This is a genomic window from Streptomyces sp. NPDC030222 (assembly GCF_055573115.1).
In genome coordinates this window covers 55,317-74,107 of record NZ_JBVICA010000022.1, presented here as the reverse complement: position 1 = coordinate 74,107, position 18,791 = coordinate 55,317, and the positions used below count along the sequence as shown (strand labels likewise).

Below are 18,791 nucleotides of genomic sequence, written 5' to 3'. Positions count from 1 at the left end.
CTCGGCGCCGTTCCCCTCGCCCCGAGCCGTTGCTCCCACCGCGCCTGTCGCCGTTCCTGTCGCTGTTCCCCGCGCCGATCCCGCCGCCGTTCCTCGCGCCGTGTCCTTCGCCTCGGCGGCGCCCTCGCGAGTGGTGCGCTGCGTGTCGTCGGCGCCGGGTGCTTCGCGCGCGGGGGCCTTCGGGCCCCCTCCGAGGCCGTTGCCGTCCCTCACGCGGCACGCACCGGCTGGAGCTGGAGCGTGCCGAACGCAGCGAGCTCGTCTTCCTGCTCGACCGTCACATGGACCGGGACGCCGCCGCCGGGCTGCGCGCCTATGACCTCGGCGGTGATGAGGGCCGGGCGGTCGAAGCGCACGTAGCGGGTGAACTCGCTGGCGAAGTCCAGGGAGAGGACCGCGCCGCAGCCGGCGGCGAGCTGGGCGGCCTGGCGCATGGCCTCCATGAGGGCCATGCCGGGCACGTAGTCGGCGGCCGGGTCGCACAGGACGGGATGGGCGCGGTCGATGCGCAGGCCCCAGGTGCCGCCGGTGCCGGAGGGGGCGATGAGGACGTCGGCGGGGTCGTCGCGTCCGACCAGGCGCGGGTCGACCGGGGCGGGCAGGTCGGCCGGTTCCCCGGAGCGGGCAGGGGAACCGGTGCCGCGCAGCCCCTCGTACTCGGCGGGCGAGACGCAGGTGAAGGTGGTCTCGCCGCGGCCGACGAGGGCGGTGCCGCGGTAGAGGTCGGCGGTGGCGCGCATGCTGGACAGCCGCTCCCCGGTCCGCTTGGCGTCCCGGCACACGGTCCTGACGGTCAGTTCGGTGGGCGCGGAACCGACCCGCAGGCCCACCGGGGACAGCGTGTACTTCAGGTTCCACATCAGGAAGCGGTGGTCGCGGGGGACGGCGAAGCCGGTGTGGGCGACGGCGAGGGCGGCCTGCCGGATGATCTCGGCGGCGAGCAGCGGGTTGTGCCAGCGGCCCAGGACGGGCCCGAACAGGCCGTGTTCGCCCGGCCAGCGGGCGGAGAGTTCGTAGGTGTGCTCGTTCTCGGCCCGGCAGTGGGTGATGAGTTCCCCCGCGGGTGCGTCCTGTTGCGCGGTGACCACCGGCGGTTCGAGCAGTACAGCCATGTTCGTGACTCCCCTGGGTGCGGATTCGACCTGGATGAACGGTTCGGATGTCCGGACACGAGAAACGTACCAGCCAACCGGTTTTTTTTCTAGCAATCATCAGCCTCGGCCGGCAAACGCCGCCGGAAAGGGCGGGCGCACAAAGCCCCCTCGGCAGAAGGGAGTTCGCGGCCTACGGAAGGACCGGAGCGGAGGAAAGACCATGCCCGGCCCCTTACCGCCTGAAGACCGCCGACGCCCGAAGACCGCCGGGGTGCGAGGAAGTCCGCGCGCGGAACAAGAAGTCCGCTCCGCGGCGTACGCCGATTTCCCCGCGCGAGCATCGGATCCACGTACGAAAGACCCGCGCCCGCGCATGAACACCGCGCCCGCGCACGAATGACCCCGCTCGACGGAAACCCGCGCCGGCGCGGAAGCCCCACCCACCCGAAAAGGTTCGCGCACACGAAAAACCGGCCCGCGACCTCAGGTCGGCGGGCCGGTGTCCGGCGAGAGACGGGGCGGCTACGCGCCGCGCAGCAGCGACACCAGCGCGGCGGTGCGCCGGTCGAGCGCGGCGGCGTCGAGCACCGCGGCGAAGTCCTCCTCGAAGGTGCCCGCGGCGTCCTCGACGACCTTCTGTCCCTGCTCGGTGATCCGCGCGTAGGTTGCCCTGCGGTCGGCCTCGCAGATCTCCCGGCGGGCCAGGTCGCCGCTCTCCAGGCGCCCCATGAGCCGACTCACCGTGGAGGGGTTGACCCCCACGGCCTCGGCGAGATCGTTCATGCGCAGACTGTCGTCGCCCGCCTCCGCGAGCGTGGACAGCGCCATGTATTCGATGGGGGTGACACCATGCCGGCGCAACAGGCGCTTCTCCAGCGTCCCGCTCGCCTGCCCGGCGAGAATCGTCAGCTGCCGGTAAAGATCCAGCCCTGTTCGGGCCGCCGTAGCGCCGGCCGTCGCCTCGGTCATTCCGGTCACCTCCTGCCGCGGGCGCCCATTGGTGCACCGTTAAGGCAAGTGTAATGCTTACGCAAGCATTTATGGAGGGTGGAATGTGGACTTCAGGACACCGCCGGGAGCACGTTCAGGAGGCGTGCCGATCCCGGTAGAAGGCGAATCGGCCGGCCAGTCCGGCCCGGGAGATCCCGAATTCCCGTGGCCGGAAGGGTGTGCTCCGATTTGCTGCCCGGATCGTCAGGGCGGCCAGCGACGCGACGTTCCGCTCGACCACCGGCACCTGCTCCACCCCCAGGAAGGCCAGCACCCGGCGGACCGTTTCGGCGGGCCCGCCCACCAGATCCGCGGACCGCACGTCGAGTATCCGCCCTCCGGGCAGCGAACGCCGCACGTCCTCCGCGGCCGTCAGGTGCCGTTCGATGCGGTCGGTCCACTCGCGCCCGGTCTCCAGCGGATCGGCCGGTTCGGCGGACACGGCGCGCAGGGCCTGGCTGATCCCGGCGGACGCGGTGACGGTGCGCAGCGGGTCCTGGTGCACCACGACGACCCGGGCCTGCGGATACACGGCGAAGAGATCCGGCAGGTGGGCGGCGTGGAACGGATCACGCAGCACCGGCGCGGTGCCGGGGATGCGGTGGCAGACGGCCTGGAGTTGCTCGCGGTGGAAGCGGTAGGCCGCCAGGAGCGAGCCTTCGGTGATCCGGTCGGCATGGCCGGGTATCCGCCAGGTCAGTGCGGCGGTCTCGCTCCGGAACGCGGCCCCGAGCAGCCAGGAGCAGCCGCCGGGCCGGGTCGCCGAGCGGAGCAGCCCGGCGGGACGGCCGGCCAGGGCGTCCCGGGTGGCGTCCACCGCCGCCCGGCCGCGTTCGATCAGTGCCCGGAAGTCGCGCGGGCAGCTCGTCCGTACCGCCGGTTCCTGGAGTTCCCACAGGGTGGGGGCGTCCACGGCCGGGTGCTCGGCGAGCAGGTTGTGGAGCAGTGTCGCGCCGCTTCCGGGGAGCCCGGTGACGAACACCGGGGCCGGTTCGACGTGTTCGACGGCCGGCACGGCGTTGCGCAGCATACGGAGCCGTACCGGGCGGCCGAGGGCGGCGGCAAGCCGTTCGGCGGCCGCCTCCGCGCCCGGGACGGTGAGCCGGGCCTCGCTGTTCAGTGACTCGACGAGCCGTTCCAGCTCGGGGAGGAAGCGGACGGAGCACCCGCCGGGCAGGCGCATCGCCTCCCGCGTCAGCTTCTCGAGGTCGATCACGGCGTGCCCGGAACGGCCGGTGGTCACGGCGTCGGCCGGCGTCGCCGTACCCCTGCCGCGCGGTGCGGGCACGCTCGTGCGGCCGCCGTCGTGGGCCGTGCGCGTCGTGGACCTCCGCTTCTGACGGTCGCTGCTGTACATGGCCATCGCCACCCCGCTTGTCGCCACAGAAGTAACCCCCCTCACTGGGCCCGTCGCCGAGGCGGTCATGCCGCCAAAGGCTCGGTGGGCAGTCCCGATGCAGGGGTCCGGGACCCCATCGCGACTACCCACCAAGACTATACCGGACGTCCGGTTTTTTTGAAGCCTTCGCAGACCCTGAAGGGACGCCCGCCTCACCGCAGTGCCGCGAGCGCCGATGCGAGTTCCTTCTCGAAGGTGCCGGTTGCGTCGTTCACCGCCGCCAGCCCCTCGTCCGTGATCCCGGCGAAGACCGTCCGCCGGTCCCGGTCCCCGATGCGCCGCCGGACCAGACCGCCGCCCTCCAGCCGGGAGAGCAGCCGGCTCACCGACGACTGGGCGAGCCCGACCGCCTCCGACAGCTGGGGCACCTGGAGCCACTCGCCGCGCCTCTCCTGCAACGCCGACAACGCCAGGAACTCCGACAGCGAAAGCCCGTGGCGGCGCAGCATCGCCCGCTCGACCGCATGGCCGACCCGGCCGGTCAGCACGATCAGGTCACGCCAGTGCGCCGCCTCGCTCAGCATCCGTCGATTCCGCAGGTGGCACCCCAGTCGGCAGGTGCCCCCTCGGCCTCCGCCGCGGCTGCCGCCTCGGCCTTCGCGGCCTCGATCGCCTTGCGCAGCTGGGCCGGATGCGGGACGCCCTCGATCCGGTGGGTACCACCGACGATGATCGTCGGCACGCTCTGGATGAGGTTCGCCTCCGCCTGCGCCAGCGCCCGCCGGTGCGTCTCGCGGTACGTGCCCTCCTCCAGCGCCCTGCGGAACTCCTCGGCCGGAAGCCCGAGTTCGGCGGCGATCGCGGTGAGCACCTCGATGTCGCCGATGTCCTGGTTCTCCTGGAAGAACGCCCGCAGCATCCGCGGCGTGTACTCCGTGCCCTTGCCGCGCTCCTTCGCGAACTGGTAGCCCTCGAAGGCCAGCCGGGTGTACGGCTGCGGCGACACGTCCGGCAGCCTGATGTCCGTCTTCATCCGCGCGGCCATCGGATACACGGCCCGCTTCCAGATGGTCTGCAGGTACTCCCCCTCGGGGTGCAGGGTCGGCACCGGGTGCGGGCGGAGTTCGAACGGCATCCACTCGATCTCGACGTCCTCGCCCTCGACCGCCCTGTGCAGGGGGTCCTCGGCCAGCAGGCAGAACGGACAGACGTAGTCGGACCACACCTTGATGTTCACCGTCATGCGGTCGGCTCCTTCGTTCGTTGCGGTGGTGGGAGGGGTCAGTCGTGCAGCCGTACGCCGCGGAACTCGTCGAAGGGCCGCTCGGACCCCTCCACGGGAAGCGCGGAGACCTTCAGCGGCCACTGGGTCGGATCGACCGCGAAGATCCGGTACGAGTCGGAGTAGTCGAAGCCGCCGCGGGCAGCCGCGTACCGGTCCGCCGCGTACACGATGTGCTGGACGCCGAAGTAGAGGGCCGCCATGTAGCACAGGGCACAGGGCTCCCCGGAGGCGATCAGGGTGGAGCCGGCCACCGCCCTCAGACCGTGCTTGTCCGCGGCGTTCCGCAGGGCGACGATCTCCGCGTGCGCCGTCGCGTCACGGGTCTCGGACACCGTGTTGACGCCGGTGCCGAGCAGTTCGCCCCTGCGGCCGACCACCAGGCCGGTGAAGGGGATGCCGCCCCGGGCCACGTGCTCGGACGACAACCGGACGGCGTGGCGCACATGGGCGACGAGCTGCGGGTCGGCCTCGGGGGAAGGCTGGGGGGTGGGTGCGGTCATCGGGCCGGTTCCCTTTCGTTCCTGGGGTGTTCATGGGCGGGGTGGTGGTGGGCGGGACCGTGCCGGGCGGTGTGGTGAGCCGGACGGCCGGGGCGGTCCCGCCGCCGGAGCACCACGGATGTCAGAACCTCCGTGGCGGTGACGGCGTAACGGCCGTGGAGCGTCCGGCCGTTCAGGGGTCCGGCCGCGAGGATCCTGGCCGTGAACCGGCCGGGCGCCGCCGACGGGGCCACCGACACGTCGTGGAAGCCGAGCGGCAGTCCCGTGAGGGGATGGAGGGCCTTGTAGAGCGCCTCCTTGGCCGAGAACAGGACCGTCGCCCGGTCCTCGACCGGCAGCCGCGCCCACTCACCGGCGGGGTACGGCCGCCAGGTGCCGGTCTCGTCCGACGGGCAGGGCTGCCGTGCTCCGGCCCGGCCCGCCGGGGCCGGGACCGGCGCGCGTACGCACCGTTCGAGTTCCTCCGGCCGGCACACGGCCCGTGCCATCAGCTCCGTCACGGTGGCCCGCTGGGCGGCGTCGAAGCCGATCCCCGCGGCGACCGCCGCCGGGGCGACGGCGGCGGCGCAGTACCCGCCGCTGTGCGAGATCGACCCCACCGCCCCGGCGGGCCAGCGCACGCCGCCACCGGGGACGGGGAGCAGCAGACCGGGCCGCAGCCCGAGGCTGGCGAGCCCGGCCCGGGCGCTGTGCCGTCCGGCCCGGAACTCCCGCACCCGCCGGGCCGGCGCCTCCGCCAGGTGCGCCTCCTCGGCGTCCGGCAGCGGCGCGTCCCACATGCTGTCGTCGGCCTCCGTGAAGACGACGCCGCGTGGGAAGAGCCACTCCCCGGGGGTGCGCTCCCGGGCCGGGGTCGTCCCGGGAGGGCCGCCGGGGTTCAGCCCACGGCCTGGAGGCGGCGCTCCGGCGCCCCCTCCGTCGTGCGGTAGCCGAGGAAGTTGGTCAGGGTGTCGGCGCGGCGCAGCGCGCCCTTGAACAGCACCATGCCGTAGACGCACGTGTCGTCCTCCCGCCAGCAGATCAGCGGCTCGGTGTACCGGTCCCCGTCCGGGGTCATGAACTGGGCGACGAAGCCGTCAGCGGGCAGCAGGGCCATCGGTGCTCCCGAAGAGTCGGCCGTACGAGGTGATCTCCGCGGCGGCGTCCGCGGCGCCGGCGAGCTGGAGAGCGTGCCAGAACAGCACCTGGTTGGCGGTCAGCACGGAGAAGCCCAGCTCCTCCTCCAGCCCCTTGACGACACCGACGGCGCGGATGCCGTTGCCCGCGACGAGCACGGCGTCCGGCTTCGAGGAGGCGACCTCGGTGCGCACCCAGTCGGACAGGGCCTGGGGGGTGATCAGCTTCTGGTTGCTGGGGAGCCCGCAGGGGCCGTGCTGGACGACCTCGAAGCCCTGGTCGGTGAAGTACGCGGCGCCCAGGCCGGACAGTTCGTCGTCGAACCACGGCGGGTTGACCAGCGCCATCCGCTCGGCGCCGAGCGCGCGCAGGCCGGCGACGGCCGCGATGGTGGTGCCGGTGAGCGGGATGCCGCGGGTACGCTCGCTGAGCCGCTCGTAGAGGGCCCGTTCGCCGTCGACGCCGACCACGTACGAGGAGCTGGTGAAGCCCAGCGCGATGGAGTCGAGCGGTGAGGCCGCGAGCAGTTCGGTGGCGATGTCGACGTGCGGCGGTTCGATGAACGCGTGCACCGGCGAGTGCGGGATCTTCGGGTCCATCTCGCCGCCTGGGCGCATCGCCCCGAAGTGCAGCCGGGAGCCGTGGATGAACACGTCCTCGGGCGCCATCGCCTGCAGCTCGGACTCGGGGCCGACGTCGGCGTGCGGGACCACCACGCCGATCCGGGCGCGGGCGCGCCAGCCGTCGTCGGGGGTGGTGGCCGGGGTGGTGGTGGCGTTGTTCATCGGTGCTCCTGGAGAAGGTCGTGACCGGGACGAAGCAATGGTGGGAACGGGCGGGGCGCCGGGGCACTCGCGCGGACCGGGTGCCTGCGGTGCGTTCAGGACGCCTCGTCGGCGAGCGAGCCCCCGGCGACGGTGCCGTCGCCGTGCACGAAGCCCGGGTGCTTGGCCCGCATGTTGGTCATCACGTAGTCATAGGGAAGGTCGTCGAACTCGCCGTGCATGCGCAGGAATTCCATGGACTGCGCGGAGTCGCCGTCCGCTCCGTCGAACGGGTGGTACAGGCTGTCGCCGGTGCCGTCGAACTCCAGCGGGGTCATTCCGTAGAGCCGGCACAGCAGCTTGTTGAAGACCGGGGTGGCCTTCATCCAGCGGCCGTCCAGGTACACGGACGTCAGTCCGTGGAAGAACACGTCGCCGCCTATGTGCTGCTTGAGCCGGTCGGAGGCGAGGTGGTTGCGGACGTCTCCGTAGACGAGGCGGCTGGGGATGCCGACCGCGCGGACGGCGGCCGCGTAGAGGACCGACTTGTGCAGGCAGAAGCCCTTGCCGCCGACGGCGATGGAGCTGGCGCGCAGCCCTTCGCGGGACAGGTCGGCGTCGTAGACCTCGTAGAAGACGTTGTCGCGGACCGCGTAGTACAGCTCCACGGCCTGCTTGGCGGCGGGTGCGTCGCGGTCGGTCACCCAGCGGTCGACGAACTCCTGGACCTCCGCTGAGTCGTGGTCGAGGAAGTCGGTGGGCCGCAGCAGGTACTCGTAGCTGGCGGCATGGTGCTCGGCGGGGGCGATGGTCATGACACGTCCCTCCGGGACTCGTACGGGTGCGGATGTCGTGAGGAAGAAAGAGAAGAAAGGTGTGGGGGTGGCACCGGACCGCCCGCCCGCCCGACCGGCGGTACGGGCCGGAGGCCGGGCCTCGCGGCCATGGGGCCGGGCGTCGCGCGTTGGGCCGGGCCTCGGCACTGCGGGCCTCGGGACTGCGCGGCTCAGAGGCCGAGCATCGCCGCGATGCGGTTGCGCTGGATCTCGGACGTGCCGGAGTAGATGGTCCCGGCGAGCGCGTTGCGCACGTCCTTCTCGATGCCGTGCTCGGTGAGGTAGCCGTAGCCGCCGAAGATCTGCAGGGCCGCGAGCGCGGTCGCCTTGTTGGCCTCGCTCACCGTGATCTTCGTGGCGGCGACGTCGATGGTGCTGTCCTTGTTCGCGACGACCTTCTCCGCGGTGTCGTAAAGCCACTTGCGGGAGGTCTCGACCGCGATCTTCATGTCGACGATCTTGTGCGAGACGGCCTGGAAGCTGCCTATGGGCCGGCCGAACTGCTCGCGCTGCCTGGCGTGGGCGATGACCCGTTCCAGCCGGTGCTGCATCTCGCCGAGGTTGATGGAGAAGGAGAAGAGGATCTCCCGCTTCATCACGTAGTCGAGGATCAGGAATCCGGCGCCCTCGGAGCCGAGCATGTTCGCGGCCGGCACCCGCACGTCCTCCAGGAAGACCTCGCTCAGCGGGGAGCTGTGCAGGCCCATCTTCGGGATGTTCGGGCCGACCCGCAGGCCGGGGGTGTCCTTCTCGACGAGGAAGACGCTGAGGCCGAGCGGGCTGCCGGGCTCGCCGGTCCGGACGTACAGCAGGAAGACGTCGGCGATCGTCGCGTTGGAGATGAACATCTTCGAGCCGTTGAGGACGTACTCGTCGCCGTCCCGCACGGCCACCGACCGGATGTGCATCGCGTCGGAGCCGTGCTCCGGCTCGGTGATGGCGTGCGCGCCCAGCAGACTGCCGTCGAGGACACGGGGCAGGTAGCGGTCCTTGAGCTCCTTCGAGCCGAAGCGCTGGAGGGGGATGCCGGTGGAGACGATCTGGGTGGACGCGGAGAAGTTCAGACCCGCGTCCCGGGAGTGGTAGCCGAGGCCCTCCAGCGCGCGCATCGTCGTCGGCAGCGACTGGCCGCGGCCGCCCCACTCCTCGCCGAACGGCACCGCCAGGACGCCGGACTTCCGGATGATCTCCCACTTCTCGTACGGGAACTCCTCCTTCCCGTCCCACTCGATGTGGCCTTCGTTCAGTTCGTCGGCGATCGGGGCCACCAGGTCCCGGAACTCCTGCTGCTCAGCGGTCCACGTGATCATTTCGGTCCTTCGGGGTGGGGCGCCGGCCCGCCCGCCGTGCAGCGGGCCGGCGCCATGGGGAAGTGGCCTTGTGGTGCCGGGATCCGGCCGGGGCTCAGTAGCGGGAGTAGCCGTCCTCGCTGAGCGAGTGCACCTCGTCGCCGCGCAGGGCCGGGGCGAAGGCACAGACGAGGCGGAAGTCCTCGTTGTCCGAGGCGATCAGGGCATGGGCGTCGTGCTCGTCGAGGGCGTACATCATTCCCTCGGATATCTCGATGCGCTCGCCTTCCACGGTCTCCACGGCGCCACTGCCGGAGATGCAGTAGCAGGCCTCCAGATGCTGGCTGTACTGCAGCTTCGAGACCGTGCCCTTGAAGACGACGGTGTCGGTGAGGGAGTACCCCATGCCGTCCGCCTCGGTCAGGAAGCGGCGGCTCAGACCGTTGCCCCACTCGACGTGCTTCACATCGGACAGACCGCGGATGATCATTGCTGTCTCCTTGTCGTAACCGAAATCGATGGATGAATCGATGCGTACCTGATGTGCCTGGTGTGGCTGGTATGACTGGTGTGACTGGTTGGGGCAGGGGAAGCAGAAAGGGTCAGGCCGACGCGACGGGGGCCTTGGCCTCCGCGACGAAGCGCTCGATGGCCTCGACGGTGCGGAAGTTCTCGGCCGCGATCGGGATCTCGTCGAGCGGCAGGTCGAAGGTCTCCGACACCCAGGAGATGACACGTATCAGCCCCAGGCTGTCGATCACCCCGTTGTCGACCAGGTCGTAGTCCGCTGCCAGCTCGGAGGCGTCGGAGTCCGGCAGGAACTGGGTGGTCACGAACTCGGTGATCTGCTCGGTCGTGGTGCTCATGCTGCGTTCCTCTCGATCCGGTTCTTCTTGATGAGGTTGCGGTCGGGCTTGCCCGTCGGCGTGCGCGGCAAAGGCTCGTCGCCGACGACGATCGATCCGGGGATGGCCGGGCGCGGCAGGGCCGCGGCGCAGTGGGTGCGCAGGCCGAGGCCGCTGAGGCCGCTTCCCTCCCGGCGCTGCACCTGGGCGTGCAGCCTGACGCCGGCCAGCTCGTCGGGGAGGGCGACGACGGCTGCCTCGCGCACGTCGGGGTGCTGGAGGATGACCTGCTCGACCTCCTGCATGTTCGTCCGCACGCCGCGGACCTTCACATGGAAGTCGTTGCGGCCCTCCAGGACGTACACACCGTCCGCGCGGCGGGTCACCATGTCACCGGTGCGGTAGTACGTGCCGAGGTGCGCGCCGTCGGGGTGGGGTACGAACACGCCCTCGTTGCGGGCGGTTTCGAGATAGCCGGAGGTCTGGAAGGGAGTGGACACCAGCAGTTCACCGGTGCCCTCGCCGGTGAGGGGCCGGCCGTCCTCGTCCAGCAGCAGGGTGTCCACGCCGGGCAGCGGCCGGCCCACCGGGATCCTCTCGCCCGGGTCGATCCGTTCGACGTCGACCTCGTGGATCAGGCTGTCGTTGGTCTCCGTGCAGCCGAAGAGGTTGTGGAAGCGGGCCGACGGGAACAGCCGGACCAGGCGGGCCAGCAGCGCGTGCGGCATGGCGTCGCCGGTGAAGACGACATGGCGGGCGTCCTTGAGGACGAGGCCCTCGGCCTCCGCGGCCTCGGCGAGGAGCCGGAAGAACATGGGGACGGCCTGGACGAGTTCGGGTCGGTCCTGCTCGAACAGGGCGAGCAGATGGGCGGGGTCGGTGGCCCGGTCCTGGTCGACGAGTACGGCACGGCCGCCGGCGGCGAGCGTCGCCCAGATGTCGAGCAGCGACAGGTCGAAGTTGAGGGGCGCGTAGCTCAGCACCGAACTTCCCGGTACCAGCCCGAAGTGGTCGGCGCCCCAGCGCAGGAAGTCGTCCACACCCGTCCCCGGCAGCGGGACGATCTTGGGCGTGCCGGTCGAGCCGGACGTGGTGAGGAACAGCGACGACTGGCCGGCGGGCGGCAGTACGAACCCTTCGGCGCCCAGCGGCCCGGTCACGGCCCGTGCGGTGACGTCGGCCGCCCCGTCCGGCCCGTACGAGACGGTCAGGACGTGCGAGCAGGACGCCTGCCTGCCGAGGGTCCGTAGTCCGTCCTCGCCCAGTTCGGGCGAGGGGAGCAGGATCTGCCGGCCCTCCTGGAGGAGGGCGATGACGAGGGCGATCGCCGCCGGTGACTTCTTGGCGGATACGGCGAGCGGTCCCCCTGCGGGGAGACCGAGCCCGGCCAGCCGGTCGCGCAGGTCCTGCGCGGTCTCCACCAGTCGCTGATAGCTGACGCGCTCCTCGCCGAAGACGAGGGCGGTTCCTTGCGGTTGCTGTGCCGCCTGTGCGGCGAGGTTGTCGAGAAACCCCTGGGAAGGCATGTCTCCTCGCAATTCGCTTCGCAGAGAGGGTGGGGTGGGGACCCCGGCCGCCGGGCGGGGGACGGTGCAGGCGGCCGGGGTGTCCGATGGGTGCCGCTTCGGCGTGCGGCGGGGGTGGTGCGGGCGGTGCGGGTGCGGGTGCCGTGGCGGGTGCCGGCGGGCGACGCCGTGTGGGCGCCGGGCGGGGTGGTTGCCGGTGCCGACGGGTGCCGTGGCGGGCGGTGCGGGGTGCGAAACGCCGGGCCGGGTTCACGAGCGGCCGTGCCTGGCAGTGCCTGGCCGGCGTGCCGAACGGCTCGTGTCGGGCCTTGCGTCGGGGGGTTCGCGTCGAGCGGTATGTGCGTGCGTGGGGGCCGGTGGACCGGACCTGCGCGGGAAGGGGGCGGTCCGGCGCCGGGGGCGTTCAGGGTGGGGAGGTGGACGAGCCCTGTGGGGAAGGAAGGGCCCGGCGGAGGGTGATCCAGGCCCTGGGCCGCGCCCGGAGCCGGGTCCTGGGCCGGGTCCCGGCCCTGATTCCGGTACCGGGTCCGGAGGCGGTCCGGCGGGGAGGGGCCTGACCGACACCGAACCCGGTGCGGAATCCGGCGCGGGTGGGGCGACGCGACCGGACCTTCGCGATCGGACCCGTCAGAGGCCGGAGGCCAGCTTGAGTCCGATGATGCCGCCGATGATGGCGAGGAAGCACAGCACCTTCTCCTTCGTGATCTTCTCCTTGAAGATCACGGAGCCGAGCAGGACGGTGCCGACGGAGCCGATACCGGTCCAGATCGCGTAGCCGACGCCGACGTCCAGCGTCCGCAGCGACAGGCTCAGGGTGAAGATGCCGCCGGCCGCGGCCAGCAGGGTGAACACCGAGGGCCACAGGCGGGTGAAGCCCTTGGTGGCGTTGGTTCCGAGGGCGAAGGCGACCTCGAAGACGGAGGCGATGGCGAGCCAGATCCAGGCCATGACAGTGGTTCTCCTTGGGCGATACGGGTGTGGGAGGCGGGGCGTGGGGTATGGGGGGACGCTCTGTGCCTCGCGGCGTGTGCTGCGGCGGTCGGCGGCGCGCTACGGACTCCCGTGCTGCGCAACGGACTCCCGTGCTACGCACCGGACTTCTTCGGGCGCAACGGACTCCCGCGGTGCGCCGGCGTGGCCGTCAGGCCACGGGGAGCGGCGCGGCGACGGGCCGCCCCGCGGTTTCCTCCGCGGATGGCTCCACGGACTCCTCCGCGGGCTGCTCCAGGGCCGTCACCTGGTCGATGACCTTGGTGAGGAAGGCCAGTTGGGGCATCCCCTCGACCTTGGTACGGCCCTCCCCGATGTAGATCGTGGGGACGGTCGTGATGCCGAGGTCCTGGTGCGCGTGCCGCTGGAGCCGCTGGTGCGTCTCGTAGTAGCGGCCGGTCTCCAGCGCGGTGCGGTACTCCTCGGCGTCCAGGCCGAGTCCGGCGGCCAGTTCGGTGAGGACACCGATGTCGCCGATGTCGCGCTCCTCGAGGAAGAAGGCCGTCAGCAGCCGTTCGTTGTACTCGGCCCCGATGCCGTGTCCGAGGGCGTACTGGTAGCCCTCGAACGCCAGTCGGCTGTACGGCTGCGGGGACACGTCGGGCAGCACGATGGGCATGTCCATGCGCGCGGCCATCGGGTAGACCACGTTCTTCCAGACGGTCTGGAGGTAGTCGCCCTCGACGAGCAGGGTGGGGGTGGGTTCCGGGCGCAGCTCGTACGGCTGCCAGGTGATCTCCACGTCCTTGCCCTCGGTCGCCTGGTCCACCACCTTCTTGGCGAGGAGGCAGAACGGGCACACGTAGTCGGACCAGATTTCGATCTTCAGTGGCATGTCGGTCACCTGTGGGCGGTCGGGGCCGGCCGGGTCAGCGGACGGGCTCGGGAACCGCGGCACCGGTGGCCGAGGAGGTGACGGACTCGGCCTCCGCGGTGCCTCGGTCGACCAGCTTGAGGCCGATGATGCCGCCCAGGATCGCGACGAAGCAGACGATCTTGGCGAGGTTCAGCGACTCGTTGAAGATCACCGCGCCGAGGAGGACGGTGCCGACGGAGCCGATGCCGGTCCAGATCGCGTAGCCGACGCCGACGTCGAGCGTCTTCAGCGCGAGGCTGAGGAAGAAGATGCCGCCGGCCGCGGCGCCCGCGGTGAGCAGGGACGGTCCGAGCCTCGTGAAGCCTTCCGTGGCGTTGGTGCCCAGCGCGAAGACGACTTCGAACACCGAGGCGATGAGCAAGTAGATCCAGGCCATGCCGAGATCCTTTCGTGTTCATTGCTTGCACAATCGATGCTTGTGCAAGCAATATTGCCCGGCGGAGGGATGCCCGTCAACCCGGAACCTCCGACTCGTCGTCGCACAAGGGGGAATCGACCGTGAGCAGCACCGCCGGCACACCAGTCGCCACACGCACCACGAAGCCCCGGACCCCGGCCGCCGGGAGCCGCGAACCCGCCCATCCGGCGCGCGCGGAGCTGCGCCTCGAAACCGTGCTCCAGGCACTCGCCGACCCCGCCCGCCTCCAGGTCGTCCGCCTCCTCGCCGGTCTCGACGACGGCACGCACCTCAGCTGCACGGCCGCGACGGCGGGCCTCACGGTCAGCAGGTCGACGTCCACCCACCACTTCCGCGTACTGCGCGAGGCGGGCGTGATACGGCAGCACTACCGCGGCACCGCCAAGATGAACGCGCTGCGCCGCAACGACATGGAGGCGTGCTTCCCCGGGCTCCTCGACGCGGTACTGGCGGCGCGGACGCAGGTATGACGGCGGCGGGAGGAGCGTCAGCGGGCGAGGCGTCGGCGCAGAAGCACGGCCGGAGACACCCTCGCGCCCCGGCTCGGTCCCGGTACCTGTCGCCGGATCTCTTCAGCGCTCGCCGGAGGTGGTCGCGGAGCTCCGCGGCCCCGGCTTCACCGCGCGCTCAGTCCCCCGGAGCCCCGGCCAGGTCGAGGGCCGCGGCCACGCGGGAGGCGGCGTCCTCGGCGAACGCGGTGTCCTGGCGTTCGAAGGGCGGGCGGCTCCTGGTGCGCAGGAAGGTGAGTACGCCGAGGGTGCGGCCGCGGCTGCGCAGCACGGTGCACAGGGCGTGCACGGAGTCCTCCGGCCACTCCCGGTCCGCCGCCCAGCGGTCCCCCGCGTCGCGGCCCGCGCCGGTGCGCACGGAGCCGATGCGGTCCACCGCCTGCAGTGCGGGATGTCCCTCCGGATAGCGCACCGGCACCGCCGGGCCGGTCACCGGCAGGCAGGGGCCGGGCGCGCCCGCGGGCGTGGCCGCCGCACGGACCAGGCCGGACGGGCGCAGCAGGTCGACCAGCGCGTGGTCGGCGTACCCGGCCAGCGCGAAGTCGACGAAGGCCATCGCGGCCTCCATGGGGTCCTCGCACTCGCCGGCCGCCCGCGCGGCGCGCTGCAGCTGGTGCGTACGGAACCGCAGCCGGTCGGCGTCCTGCACGGCCAGGCGGGCATCCGTCACGTCCTGGAACAGCCATCCCACGCCGAGCGGGACGGGCTCCTCCGCGAGGGGCGAGGCGAGCCGCAGGAAGCCGCTCCGCCAGCAGCGCCGCCGCTCGCCCTCCGGGGTGCGCAGGGTGACCCAGACGTCCGCGGACTCCGGCACGGACCCGTCGGCCAGGACATGATGCAGGGCGGCCTCCAGGTCCTCCACGCCCTGCACGATGACCTCGCCGAGGGGCCGCCCGAGCATCGTCGTACGCCCGGTGCCCAGCGCCCGCGCCGCGTGCGCGTTGACGACGGTGGGGCGCAGGTCGACGTCGACGAGCACCACGCCCCACGACGCGTCGTCGAACAGCGCCTCGCTGAGCGCGATCGCCCGCTCCAGGTCGATCTGCGCGTGCACCTCGCCGAACGCGCAGTACACCCCGGCGGGCTTCCCGTCCGCCCCGCTCACCCGGGCGGACTGGGTCCGTACGAGCACCCGCCCGCCGTCCTTGCGCAGCAGCGCGAACTCGTGCACCTGTCGGCCCGGGGCGTCCATGGCGGCCATCAGCCGCCGTTGCACCTCGTCGGCGTCCGCGGTCCGCACCGCCCACCCGGCGAACCCGGTCCGCCCGATGGCCTCCTCCGCGGTCCAGCCGAGGATCCGCTCGGCCTCGCGGTTCCAGTGCGTGATCACCCCGTCCGCGTCGAACGCGCACAACGCGGCGTCCATCCCGTCGAGCAATGCCGCGAGCAGATCCGCCCCGGGCCCGGGCCCGGGCTCCTCCGCCCCTCTGGCATCGGTGGTCTCACTACTCCGGGAAGCACTCACCCTGGCACCCCCTGCAGGACGTACTCCGCGTGAACCGCGACCGCGCGCTTCGGCGCTCAGAAGCATTCAACTGGAACGTGACGCAGCCCACACGGCCTTCTTCGAAAATACCCCCGCCCCGCCACCCGCAACGGCCCGTCCGGCCGCCCGCCGCCCGCTCAGGCGTCGAAGTCGTACTCCAGGACGTACGCCGCCGAGTCCAGGACCATCTCGTTGACCTCGACCGGACGGCCGACGGCGGCGAAGGCGGTACGGCAGACGAGCATTACCGGTGTCCCCGCCGGGAGTCCGAGTGCCGTGGCCTCCTCGGGGGAGGGCATCCGGGCGCGGATCTCCTCACGGAAGTGGGCGGGTTCGTGCCCGAGCTCGGCCAGGCGTGCGTAGGTGCCGCCCGGGCCGGTGTCCTCGGCGGTCACGGCCGACCCGGCCACCAGCCCGGCGGGCAGGTAGGACGTGGCGAGGAGCACGGGCTTGCCGTCGAGGACGAACCGCCTCCTCCTCACGCAGACACGTTCCTCCTCGTCCAGTCCGAGGACCCTCGCGACGTCTTCCGGCGGGTCCTCGTCGGTGACCCGCACCCGGTCCACGACGAGCTCACGGTCCCCGATGTCCGCCGACCAGACGGACCGTCCCCCGCCCCACTGCTCGCGCGACAGCCTCGCGATCCCGCTCCGGCGCAGCGGCTGGAACGCCCGGACGAAGACCCCCGAGCCCTTACGGGCCTCGGCCACCCCTTCGCTCTGCAGCACCCCCAGGGCCTGCCGGGCCGTCATGCGCGCTACTTCGTACTGCGCCATGAGGTCGTTCTCCCCGGGCAGCCGGTCCCCGGGACCGAACCTGCCGGAGCGGATCGCTGCCTTCAGCTCGTTGGCGATCCGCTGGTACTTCGGCTCGCGGCCGTTGCCTTGCGTGGCCATCAGTCGGTGATCCTCTCCTCTCTAGACACCTTAGAGGCGCCTGCGGTCGTGCACCCAGCCGCATGCTGCCGCCCACGCTTGACTTCTCTAGAGATGTACTCTTCTCTAGAGAAGTTGGAGTTCCTTTTGTTTCCGTGACGGGAGAGCCCGATTCCTGTGCCTCAGACCATCGCCGACTGGCTCGCCGCCACCCTCGGTGCATCCGAGAAGGACCGCCGGGAATGGCACGACCAGGGCGTCGCCCTGGCACCGCTCGGCGTACGCTTCGACGCCGTCCGCCTCGATGACGCGGTGGTGCACGCGGCGACCGGGAGCGGGCATCCGGCCGTCGTCGCCGACGTGCTCGCCGAAGGACTCGACGGACCGGTCGTCCACAATCCCCGGACCTGCCGCTACTACGCGCTCGTGGCCCCGGGCGCCATCCCACGGCGGAAGGTCCATGCGCCGGGCGTCGAGCGCCTCGGCCACGGCACCTACCTGGGCGTGCCGCACGCCGGTCTCACCGAATACGCCCCGATACGGCGGACGCCGTACTGGGCGGTGCCGATGCAGGAGGCCGGCGAGCTGTGCCACCCGCGTGCGGTTGTCTGGCTCGTGCGTATCGGCCTCGCCCGCCTGGAGGACCGGGCGGACGCGACCAAGTGAGGAACGCCCGGAGTAAGCCAGAGGGAGACCCGGACGTCCGGGTCCCCCTCGCGAAGGTCGGCGCCGAGCCGGGTCAGCCGGCGATGTCCTCGTAGCCCTCGATCTCCTGGGGGGAGCGGGTGCCCGGGCCGACGTAGCGGGCCGACGGGCGGACCAGGCGGCCGGTGCGCTTCTGTTCCAGGATGTGCGCCGACCAGCCGGCGGTGCGGGCGCAGGTGAACATCGAGGTGAACATGTGCGCCGGGACCTCGGCGAAGTCCAGCATGATCGCGGCCCAGAACTCGACGTTCGTCGCGAGGACGCGGTCCGGGCGGCGGTTGTGGAGCTCCTCCAGCGCGGCCTTCTCCAGGGCCTCCGCGATCTCGTAGCGCGGCGCGCCCAGCTCCTTGGCGGTGCGGCGCAGCACCCGGGCCCGCGGGTCCTCGGCGCGGTAGACGCGGTGGCCGAAGCCCATCAGGCGCTCGCCGCGGTCCAGGGCGCCCTTCACGTACGCCACGGCGTCGCCGGTGCGCTCGATCTCCTCGATCATGCCGAGGACACGCGACGGGGCGCCGCCGTGCAGCGGGCCGGACATGGCGCCGACCGCACCCGACAGGGCGGCGGCGACGTCCGCGCCGGTCGAGGCGATGACCCGGGCCGTGAACGTCGACGCGTTCATGCCGTGCTCGGCGGCGGACGTCCAGTACGCGTCCACGGCCTTGACGTGCTTCGGGTCGGGCTCGCCGCGCCAGCGGATCATGAACCGCTCGACGACCGACTCCGCCTTGTCGATCTCCCGCTGCGGCACCATGGGCAGCCCCTGCCCGCGGGCGGACTGGGCGACGTACGACAGGGCCATCACCGCGGCCCGCGCCAGGTCGTCGCGCGCCTGCGCCTCGTCGATGTCCAGCAGCGGTTTCAGACCCCACACCGGGGCGAGCATGGCCAGCGCCGACTGCACGTCGACACGGATGTCACCGGAGTGCACCGGGATCGGGAAGGGCTCCGCCGCCGGCAGGCCGGGGTTGAACGCGCCGTCGACCAGCAGGCCCCACACGTTGCCGAACGACACGCGCCCGACGAGGTCCTCGATGTCGACACCCCGATAGCGGAGCGCGCCGCCCTCCTTGTCCGGTTCGGCGATCTCCGTCTCGAACGCGACGACTCCTTCGAGTCCGGGTACGAAGTCGGACATCAGGCGGCTCCTCGTGTTGCGTGGGAAAGTCGGCGGACGGTGGATCCCCGGCGGCCCCGGGACAGGCACGATATCCGTCGCTGTATGGAGGCCACAGTGGCCCAGCGGTAGATTTTGGTGGTTTCAACGGGTGCGGGGAAGCGTGACATCCGGCACACTGCCCCAATTCGTCCACGGAGGGTTAACGGCACTCCGTGCCGGGCAGACTGCCC

Annotated in this window: 22 protein-coding genes; 2 read left to right on the top strand and 20 right to left on the bottom strand. The window is 71.7% G+C overall.

From position 1 onward, the window contains the following. Positions 1-209: 209 nt before the first annotated feature. The 17 genes from ACZ4Z5_RS27015 to ACZ4Z5_RS26935 all read right to left on the bottom strand — a co-directional run bounded on the left by ACZ4Z5_RS27015 (position 210) and on the right by ACZ4Z5_RS26935 (position 13,827). On the bottom strand, positions 210-1,112 hold the full coding sequence (locus ACZ4Z5_RS27015) for a ScbA/BarX family gamma-butyrolactone biosynthesis protein (protein WP_468267156.1): 903 nt from the start codon (positions 1,110-1,112) through the stop codon (positions 210-212). A gap of 504 nt (positions 1,113-1,616) precedes the next feature. After that, on the bottom strand, positions 1,617-2,063 hold the full coding sequence (locus tag ACZ4Z5_RS27010; RefSeq protein ID WP_468267154.1) for a MarR family winged helix-turn-helix transcriptional regulator: 447 nt from the start codon (positions 2,061-2,063) through the stop codon (positions 1,617-1,619). A 115-nt stretch (positions 2,064-2,178) separates the two neighbouring features. Continuing rightward, on the bottom strand, positions 2,179-3,468 hold the full coding sequence (locus ACZ4Z5_RS27005) for a sulfotransferase family protein (protein WP_468267152.1): 1,290 nt from the start codon (positions 3,466-3,468) through the stop codon (positions 2,179-2,181). Positions 3,469-3,635: 167 nt separating this feature from the next. Further along, the gene (locus ACZ4Z5_RS27000; RefSeq protein WP_468267150.1) at positions 3,636-4,007 is read right to left on the bottom strand and encodes a MarR family winged helix-turn-helix transcriptional regulator; all 372 of its coding nucleotides are present in this window, start codon (positions 4,005-4,007) and stop codon (positions 3,636-3,638) included. Continuing rightward, the gene (locus ACZ4Z5_RS26995; RefSeq protein WP_468267148.1) at positions 4,001-4,666 is read right to left on the bottom strand and encodes a DsbA family oxidoreductase; all 666 of its coding nucleotides are present in this window, start codon (positions 4,664-4,666) and stop codon (positions 4,001-4,003) included. Before ACZ4Z5_RS26995 ends, ACZ4Z5_RS27000 begins: the two co-directional genes overlap by 7 nt. 38 nt (positions 4,667-4,704) lie before the next feature. After that, entirely contained in the window at positions 4,705-5,208 is a 504-nt protein-coding gene (locus ACZ4Z5_RS26990) for a nucleoside deaminase (RefSeq protein WP_468267146.1), read from the bottom strand. After that, the gene (locus tag ACZ4Z5_RS26985; protein ID WP_468267144.1) at positions 5,205-5,987 is read right to left on the bottom strand and encodes a 4'-phosphopantetheinyl transferase family protein; all 783 of its coding nucleotides are present in this window, start codon (positions 5,985-5,987) and stop codon (positions 5,205-5,207) included. The genes ACZ4Z5_RS26990 and ACZ4Z5_RS26985 overlap by 4 nt, the downstream gene beginning before the upstream one ends. Positions 5,988-6,085: 98 nt before the next feature. Then, a complete protein-coding gene (locus ACZ4Z5_RS26980) occupies positions 6,086-6,304 on the bottom strand; it encodes a DUF6253 family protein (RefSeq protein WP_468267142.1) in 219 nt (72 codons plus the stop codon). After that, positions 6,285-7,109, bottom strand: a complete 825-nt coding sequence (locus tag ACZ4Z5_RS26975; protein ID WP_468267140.1) for a maleate cis-trans isomerase family protein — start codon at positions 7,107-7,109, stop codon at positions 6,285-6,287. Before ACZ4Z5_RS26975 ends, ACZ4Z5_RS26980 begins: the two co-directional genes overlap by 20 nt. Before the next feature lie 95 nt (positions 7,110-7,204). Continuing rightward, positions 7,205-7,903, bottom strand: a complete 699-nt coding sequence (locus tag ACZ4Z5_RS26970) for a transglutaminase-like domain-containing protein (protein WP_468267137.1) — start codon at positions 7,901-7,903, stop codon at positions 7,205-7,207. A gap of 191 nt (positions 7,904-8,094) precedes the next feature. After that, positions 8,095-9,234, bottom strand: a complete 1,140-nt coding sequence (locus tag ACZ4Z5_RS26965; RefSeq protein WP_468267135.1) for an acyl-CoA dehydrogenase family protein — start codon at positions 9,232-9,234, stop codon at positions 8,095-8,097. 94 nt (positions 9,235-9,328) lie between these two features. Then, on the bottom strand, positions 9,329-9,703 hold the full coding sequence (locus ACZ4Z5_RS26960) for an ectoine synthase (RefSeq protein ID WP_468267133.1): 375 nt from the start codon (positions 9,701-9,703) through the stop codon (positions 9,329-9,331). Positions 9,704-9,815: 112 nt separating this feature from the next. Beyond that, positions 9,816-10,079, bottom strand: coding sequence for an acyl carrier protein (locus ACZ4Z5_RS26955; protein ID WP_468267131.1), 264 nt, complete (start codon positions 10,077-10,079; stop codon positions 9,816-9,818). Further along, on the bottom strand, positions 10,076-11,584 hold the full coding sequence (locus ACZ4Z5_RS26950) for an AMP-binding protein (protein ID WP_468267129.1): 1,509 nt from the start codon (positions 11,582-11,584) through the stop codon (positions 10,076-10,078). The genes ACZ4Z5_RS26955 and ACZ4Z5_RS26950 overlap by 4 nt, the downstream gene beginning before the upstream one ends. Before the next feature lie 627 nt (positions 11,585-12,211). Then, the gene (locus ACZ4Z5_RS26945; RefSeq protein WP_468267127.1) at positions 12,212-12,532 is read right to left on the bottom strand and encodes a DMT family transporter; all 321 of its coding nucleotides are present in this window, start codon (positions 12,530-12,532) and stop codon (positions 12,212-12,214) included. A 193-nt stretch (positions 12,533-12,725) separates the two neighbouring features. Beyond that, positions 12,726-13,409, bottom strand: a complete 684-nt coding sequence (locus ACZ4Z5_RS26940) for a DsbA family oxidoreductase (RefSeq protein ID WP_468267125.1) — start codon at positions 13,407-13,409, stop codon at positions 12,726-12,728. 34 nt (positions 13,410-13,443) lie between these two features. Next, positions 13,444-13,827 carry a DMT family transporter gene (locus ACZ4Z5_RS26935; RefSeq protein ID WP_468267123.1) on the bottom strand — a complete coding sequence of 128 codons (384 nt, stop codon included), beginning with the start codon at positions 13,825-13,827 and terminating at the stop codon, positions 13,444-13,446. A 122-nt stretch (positions 13,828-13,949) separates the two neighbouring features. Here ACZ4Z5_RS26935 and ACZ4Z5_RS26930 point away from each other — a divergent pair, with 122 nt between their 5' ends. Next, a complete protein-coding gene (locus ACZ4Z5_RS26930) occupies positions 13,950-14,339 on the top strand; it encodes an ArsR/SmtB family transcription factor (RefSeq protein ID WP_468267121.1) in 390 nt (129 codons plus the stop codon). 157 nt (positions 14,340-14,496) lie between these two features. On the opposite strand, the gene ACZ4Z5_RS26925 is transcribed toward ACZ4Z5_RS26930, so the two are convergent. After that, positions 14,497-15,843: a PAS domain-containing protein gene (locus ACZ4Z5_RS26925; protein WP_468267119.1), complete on the bottom strand. Its 1,347-nt coding sequence runs from the start codon at positions 15,841-15,843 to the stop codon at positions 14,497-14,499. A 158-nt stretch (positions 15,844-16,001) separates the two neighbouring features. After that, positions 16,002-16,760, bottom strand: a complete 759-nt coding sequence (locus ACZ4Z5_RS26920; protein WP_468267117.1) for a GntR family transcriptional regulator — start codon at positions 16,758-16,760, stop codon at positions 16,002-16,004. A 156-nt stretch (positions 16,761-16,916) separates the two neighbouring features. Here ACZ4Z5_RS26920 and ACZ4Z5_RS26915 point away from each other — a divergent pair, with 156 nt between their 5' ends. Continuing rightward, the gene (locus tag ACZ4Z5_RS26915) at positions 16,917-17,405 is read left to right on the top strand and encodes a hypothetical protein (protein WP_468267115.1); all 489 of its coding nucleotides are present in this window, start codon (positions 16,917-16,919) and stop codon (positions 17,403-17,405) included. A 73-nt stretch (positions 17,406-17,478) separates the two neighbouring features. Here ACZ4Z5_RS26915 and ACZ4Z5_RS26910 read toward each other — a convergent pair whose 3' ends face one another. Continuing rightward, positions 17,479-18,579 (bottom strand): citrate synthase 2, encoded by a 1,101-nt coding sequence (locus tag ACZ4Z5_RS26910; protein WP_468267113.1) that lies wholly within the window; start codon positions 18,577-18,579, stop codon positions 17,479-17,481. Positions 18,580-18,791 lie beyond the last annotated feature (212 nt).

What these genes read in the sequence shown, in the direction of transcription:
- ACZ4Z5_RS26955 (WP_468267131.1), bottom strand. Translation starts at nt 10,079, where the DNA reads ATGAGCACCACGACCGAGCAGATCACCGAGTTCGTGACCACCCAGTTC.
- ACZ4Z5_RS26985 (WP_468267144.1), bottom strand. Translation starts at nt 5,987, where the DNA reads ATGTGGGACGCGCCGCTGCCGGACGCCGAGGAGGCGCACCTGGCGGAG.
- ACZ4Z5_RS26935 (WP_468267123.1), bottom strand. Translation starts at nt 13,827, where the DNA reads ATGGCCTGGATCTACTTGCTCATCGCCTCGGTGTTCGAAGTCGTCTTC.
- ACZ4Z5_RS26970 (WP_468267137.1), bottom strand. Translation starts at nt 7,903, where the DNA reads ATGACCATCGCCCCCGCCGAGCACCATGCCGCCAGCTACGAGTACCTG.
- ACZ4Z5_RS26960 (WP_468267133.1), bottom strand. Translation starts at nt 9,703, where the DNA reads ATGATCATCCGCGGTCTGTCCGATGTGAAGCACGTCGAGTGGGGCAAC.
- ACZ4Z5_RS26940 (WP_468267125.1), bottom strand. Translation starts at nt 13,409, where the DNA reads ATGCCACTGAAGATCGAAATCTGGTCCGACTACGTGTGCCCGTTCTGC.
- ACZ4Z5_RS27010 (WP_468267154.1), bottom strand. Translation starts at nt 2,063, where the DNA reads ATGACCGAGGCGACGGCCGGCGCTACGGCGGCCCGAACAGGGCTGGAT.
- ACZ4Z5_RS27015 (WP_468267156.1), bottom strand. Translation starts at nt 1,112, where the DNA reads ATGGCTGTACTGCTCGAACCGCCGGTGGTCACCGCGCAACAGGACGCA.
- ACZ4Z5_RS26995 (WP_468267148.1), bottom strand. Translation starts at nt 4,666, where the DNA reads ATGACGGTGAACATCAAGGTGTGGTCCGACTACGTCTGTCCGTTCTGC.
- ACZ4Z5_RS26975 (WP_468267140.1), bottom strand. Translation starts at nt 7,109, where the DNA reads ATGAACAACGCCACCACCACCCCGGCCACCACCCCCGACGACGGCTGG.
- ACZ4Z5_RS26990 (WP_468267146.1), bottom strand. Translation starts at nt 5,208, where the DNA reads ATGACCGCACCCACCCCCCAGCCTTCCCCCGAGGCCGACCCGCAGCTC.
- ACZ4Z5_RS26920 (WP_468267117.1), bottom strand. Translation starts at nt 16,760, where the DNA reads ATGGCCACGCAAGGCAACGGCCGCGAGCCGAAGTACCAGCGGATCGCC.
- ACZ4Z5_RS27000 (WP_468267150.1), bottom strand. Translation starts at nt 4,007, where the DNA reads ATGCTGAGCGAGGCGGCGCACTGGCGTGACCTGATCGTGCTGACCGGC.
- ACZ4Z5_RS26945 (WP_468267127.1), bottom strand. Translation starts at nt 12,532, where the DNA reads ATGGCCTGGATCTGGCTCGCCATCGCCTCCGTCTTCGAGGTCGCCTTC.
- ACZ4Z5_RS26910 (WP_468267113.1), bottom strand. Translation starts at nt 18,579, where the DNA reads ATGTCCGACTTCGTACCCGGACTCGAAGGAGTCGTCGCGTTCGAGACG.
- ACZ4Z5_RS26980 (WP_468267142.1), bottom strand. Translation starts at nt 6,304, where the DNA reads ATGGCCCTGCTGCCCGCTGACGGCTTCGTCGCCCAGTTCATGACCCCG.
- ACZ4Z5_RS26950 (WP_468267129.1), bottom strand. Translation starts at nt 11,584, where the DNA reads ATGCCTTCCCAGGGGTTTCTCGACAACCTCGCCGCACAGGCGGCACAG.
- ACZ4Z5_RS26965 (WP_468267135.1), bottom strand. Translation starts at nt 9,234, where the DNA reads ATGATCACGTGGACCGCTGAGCAGCAGGAGTTCCGGGACCTGGTGGCC.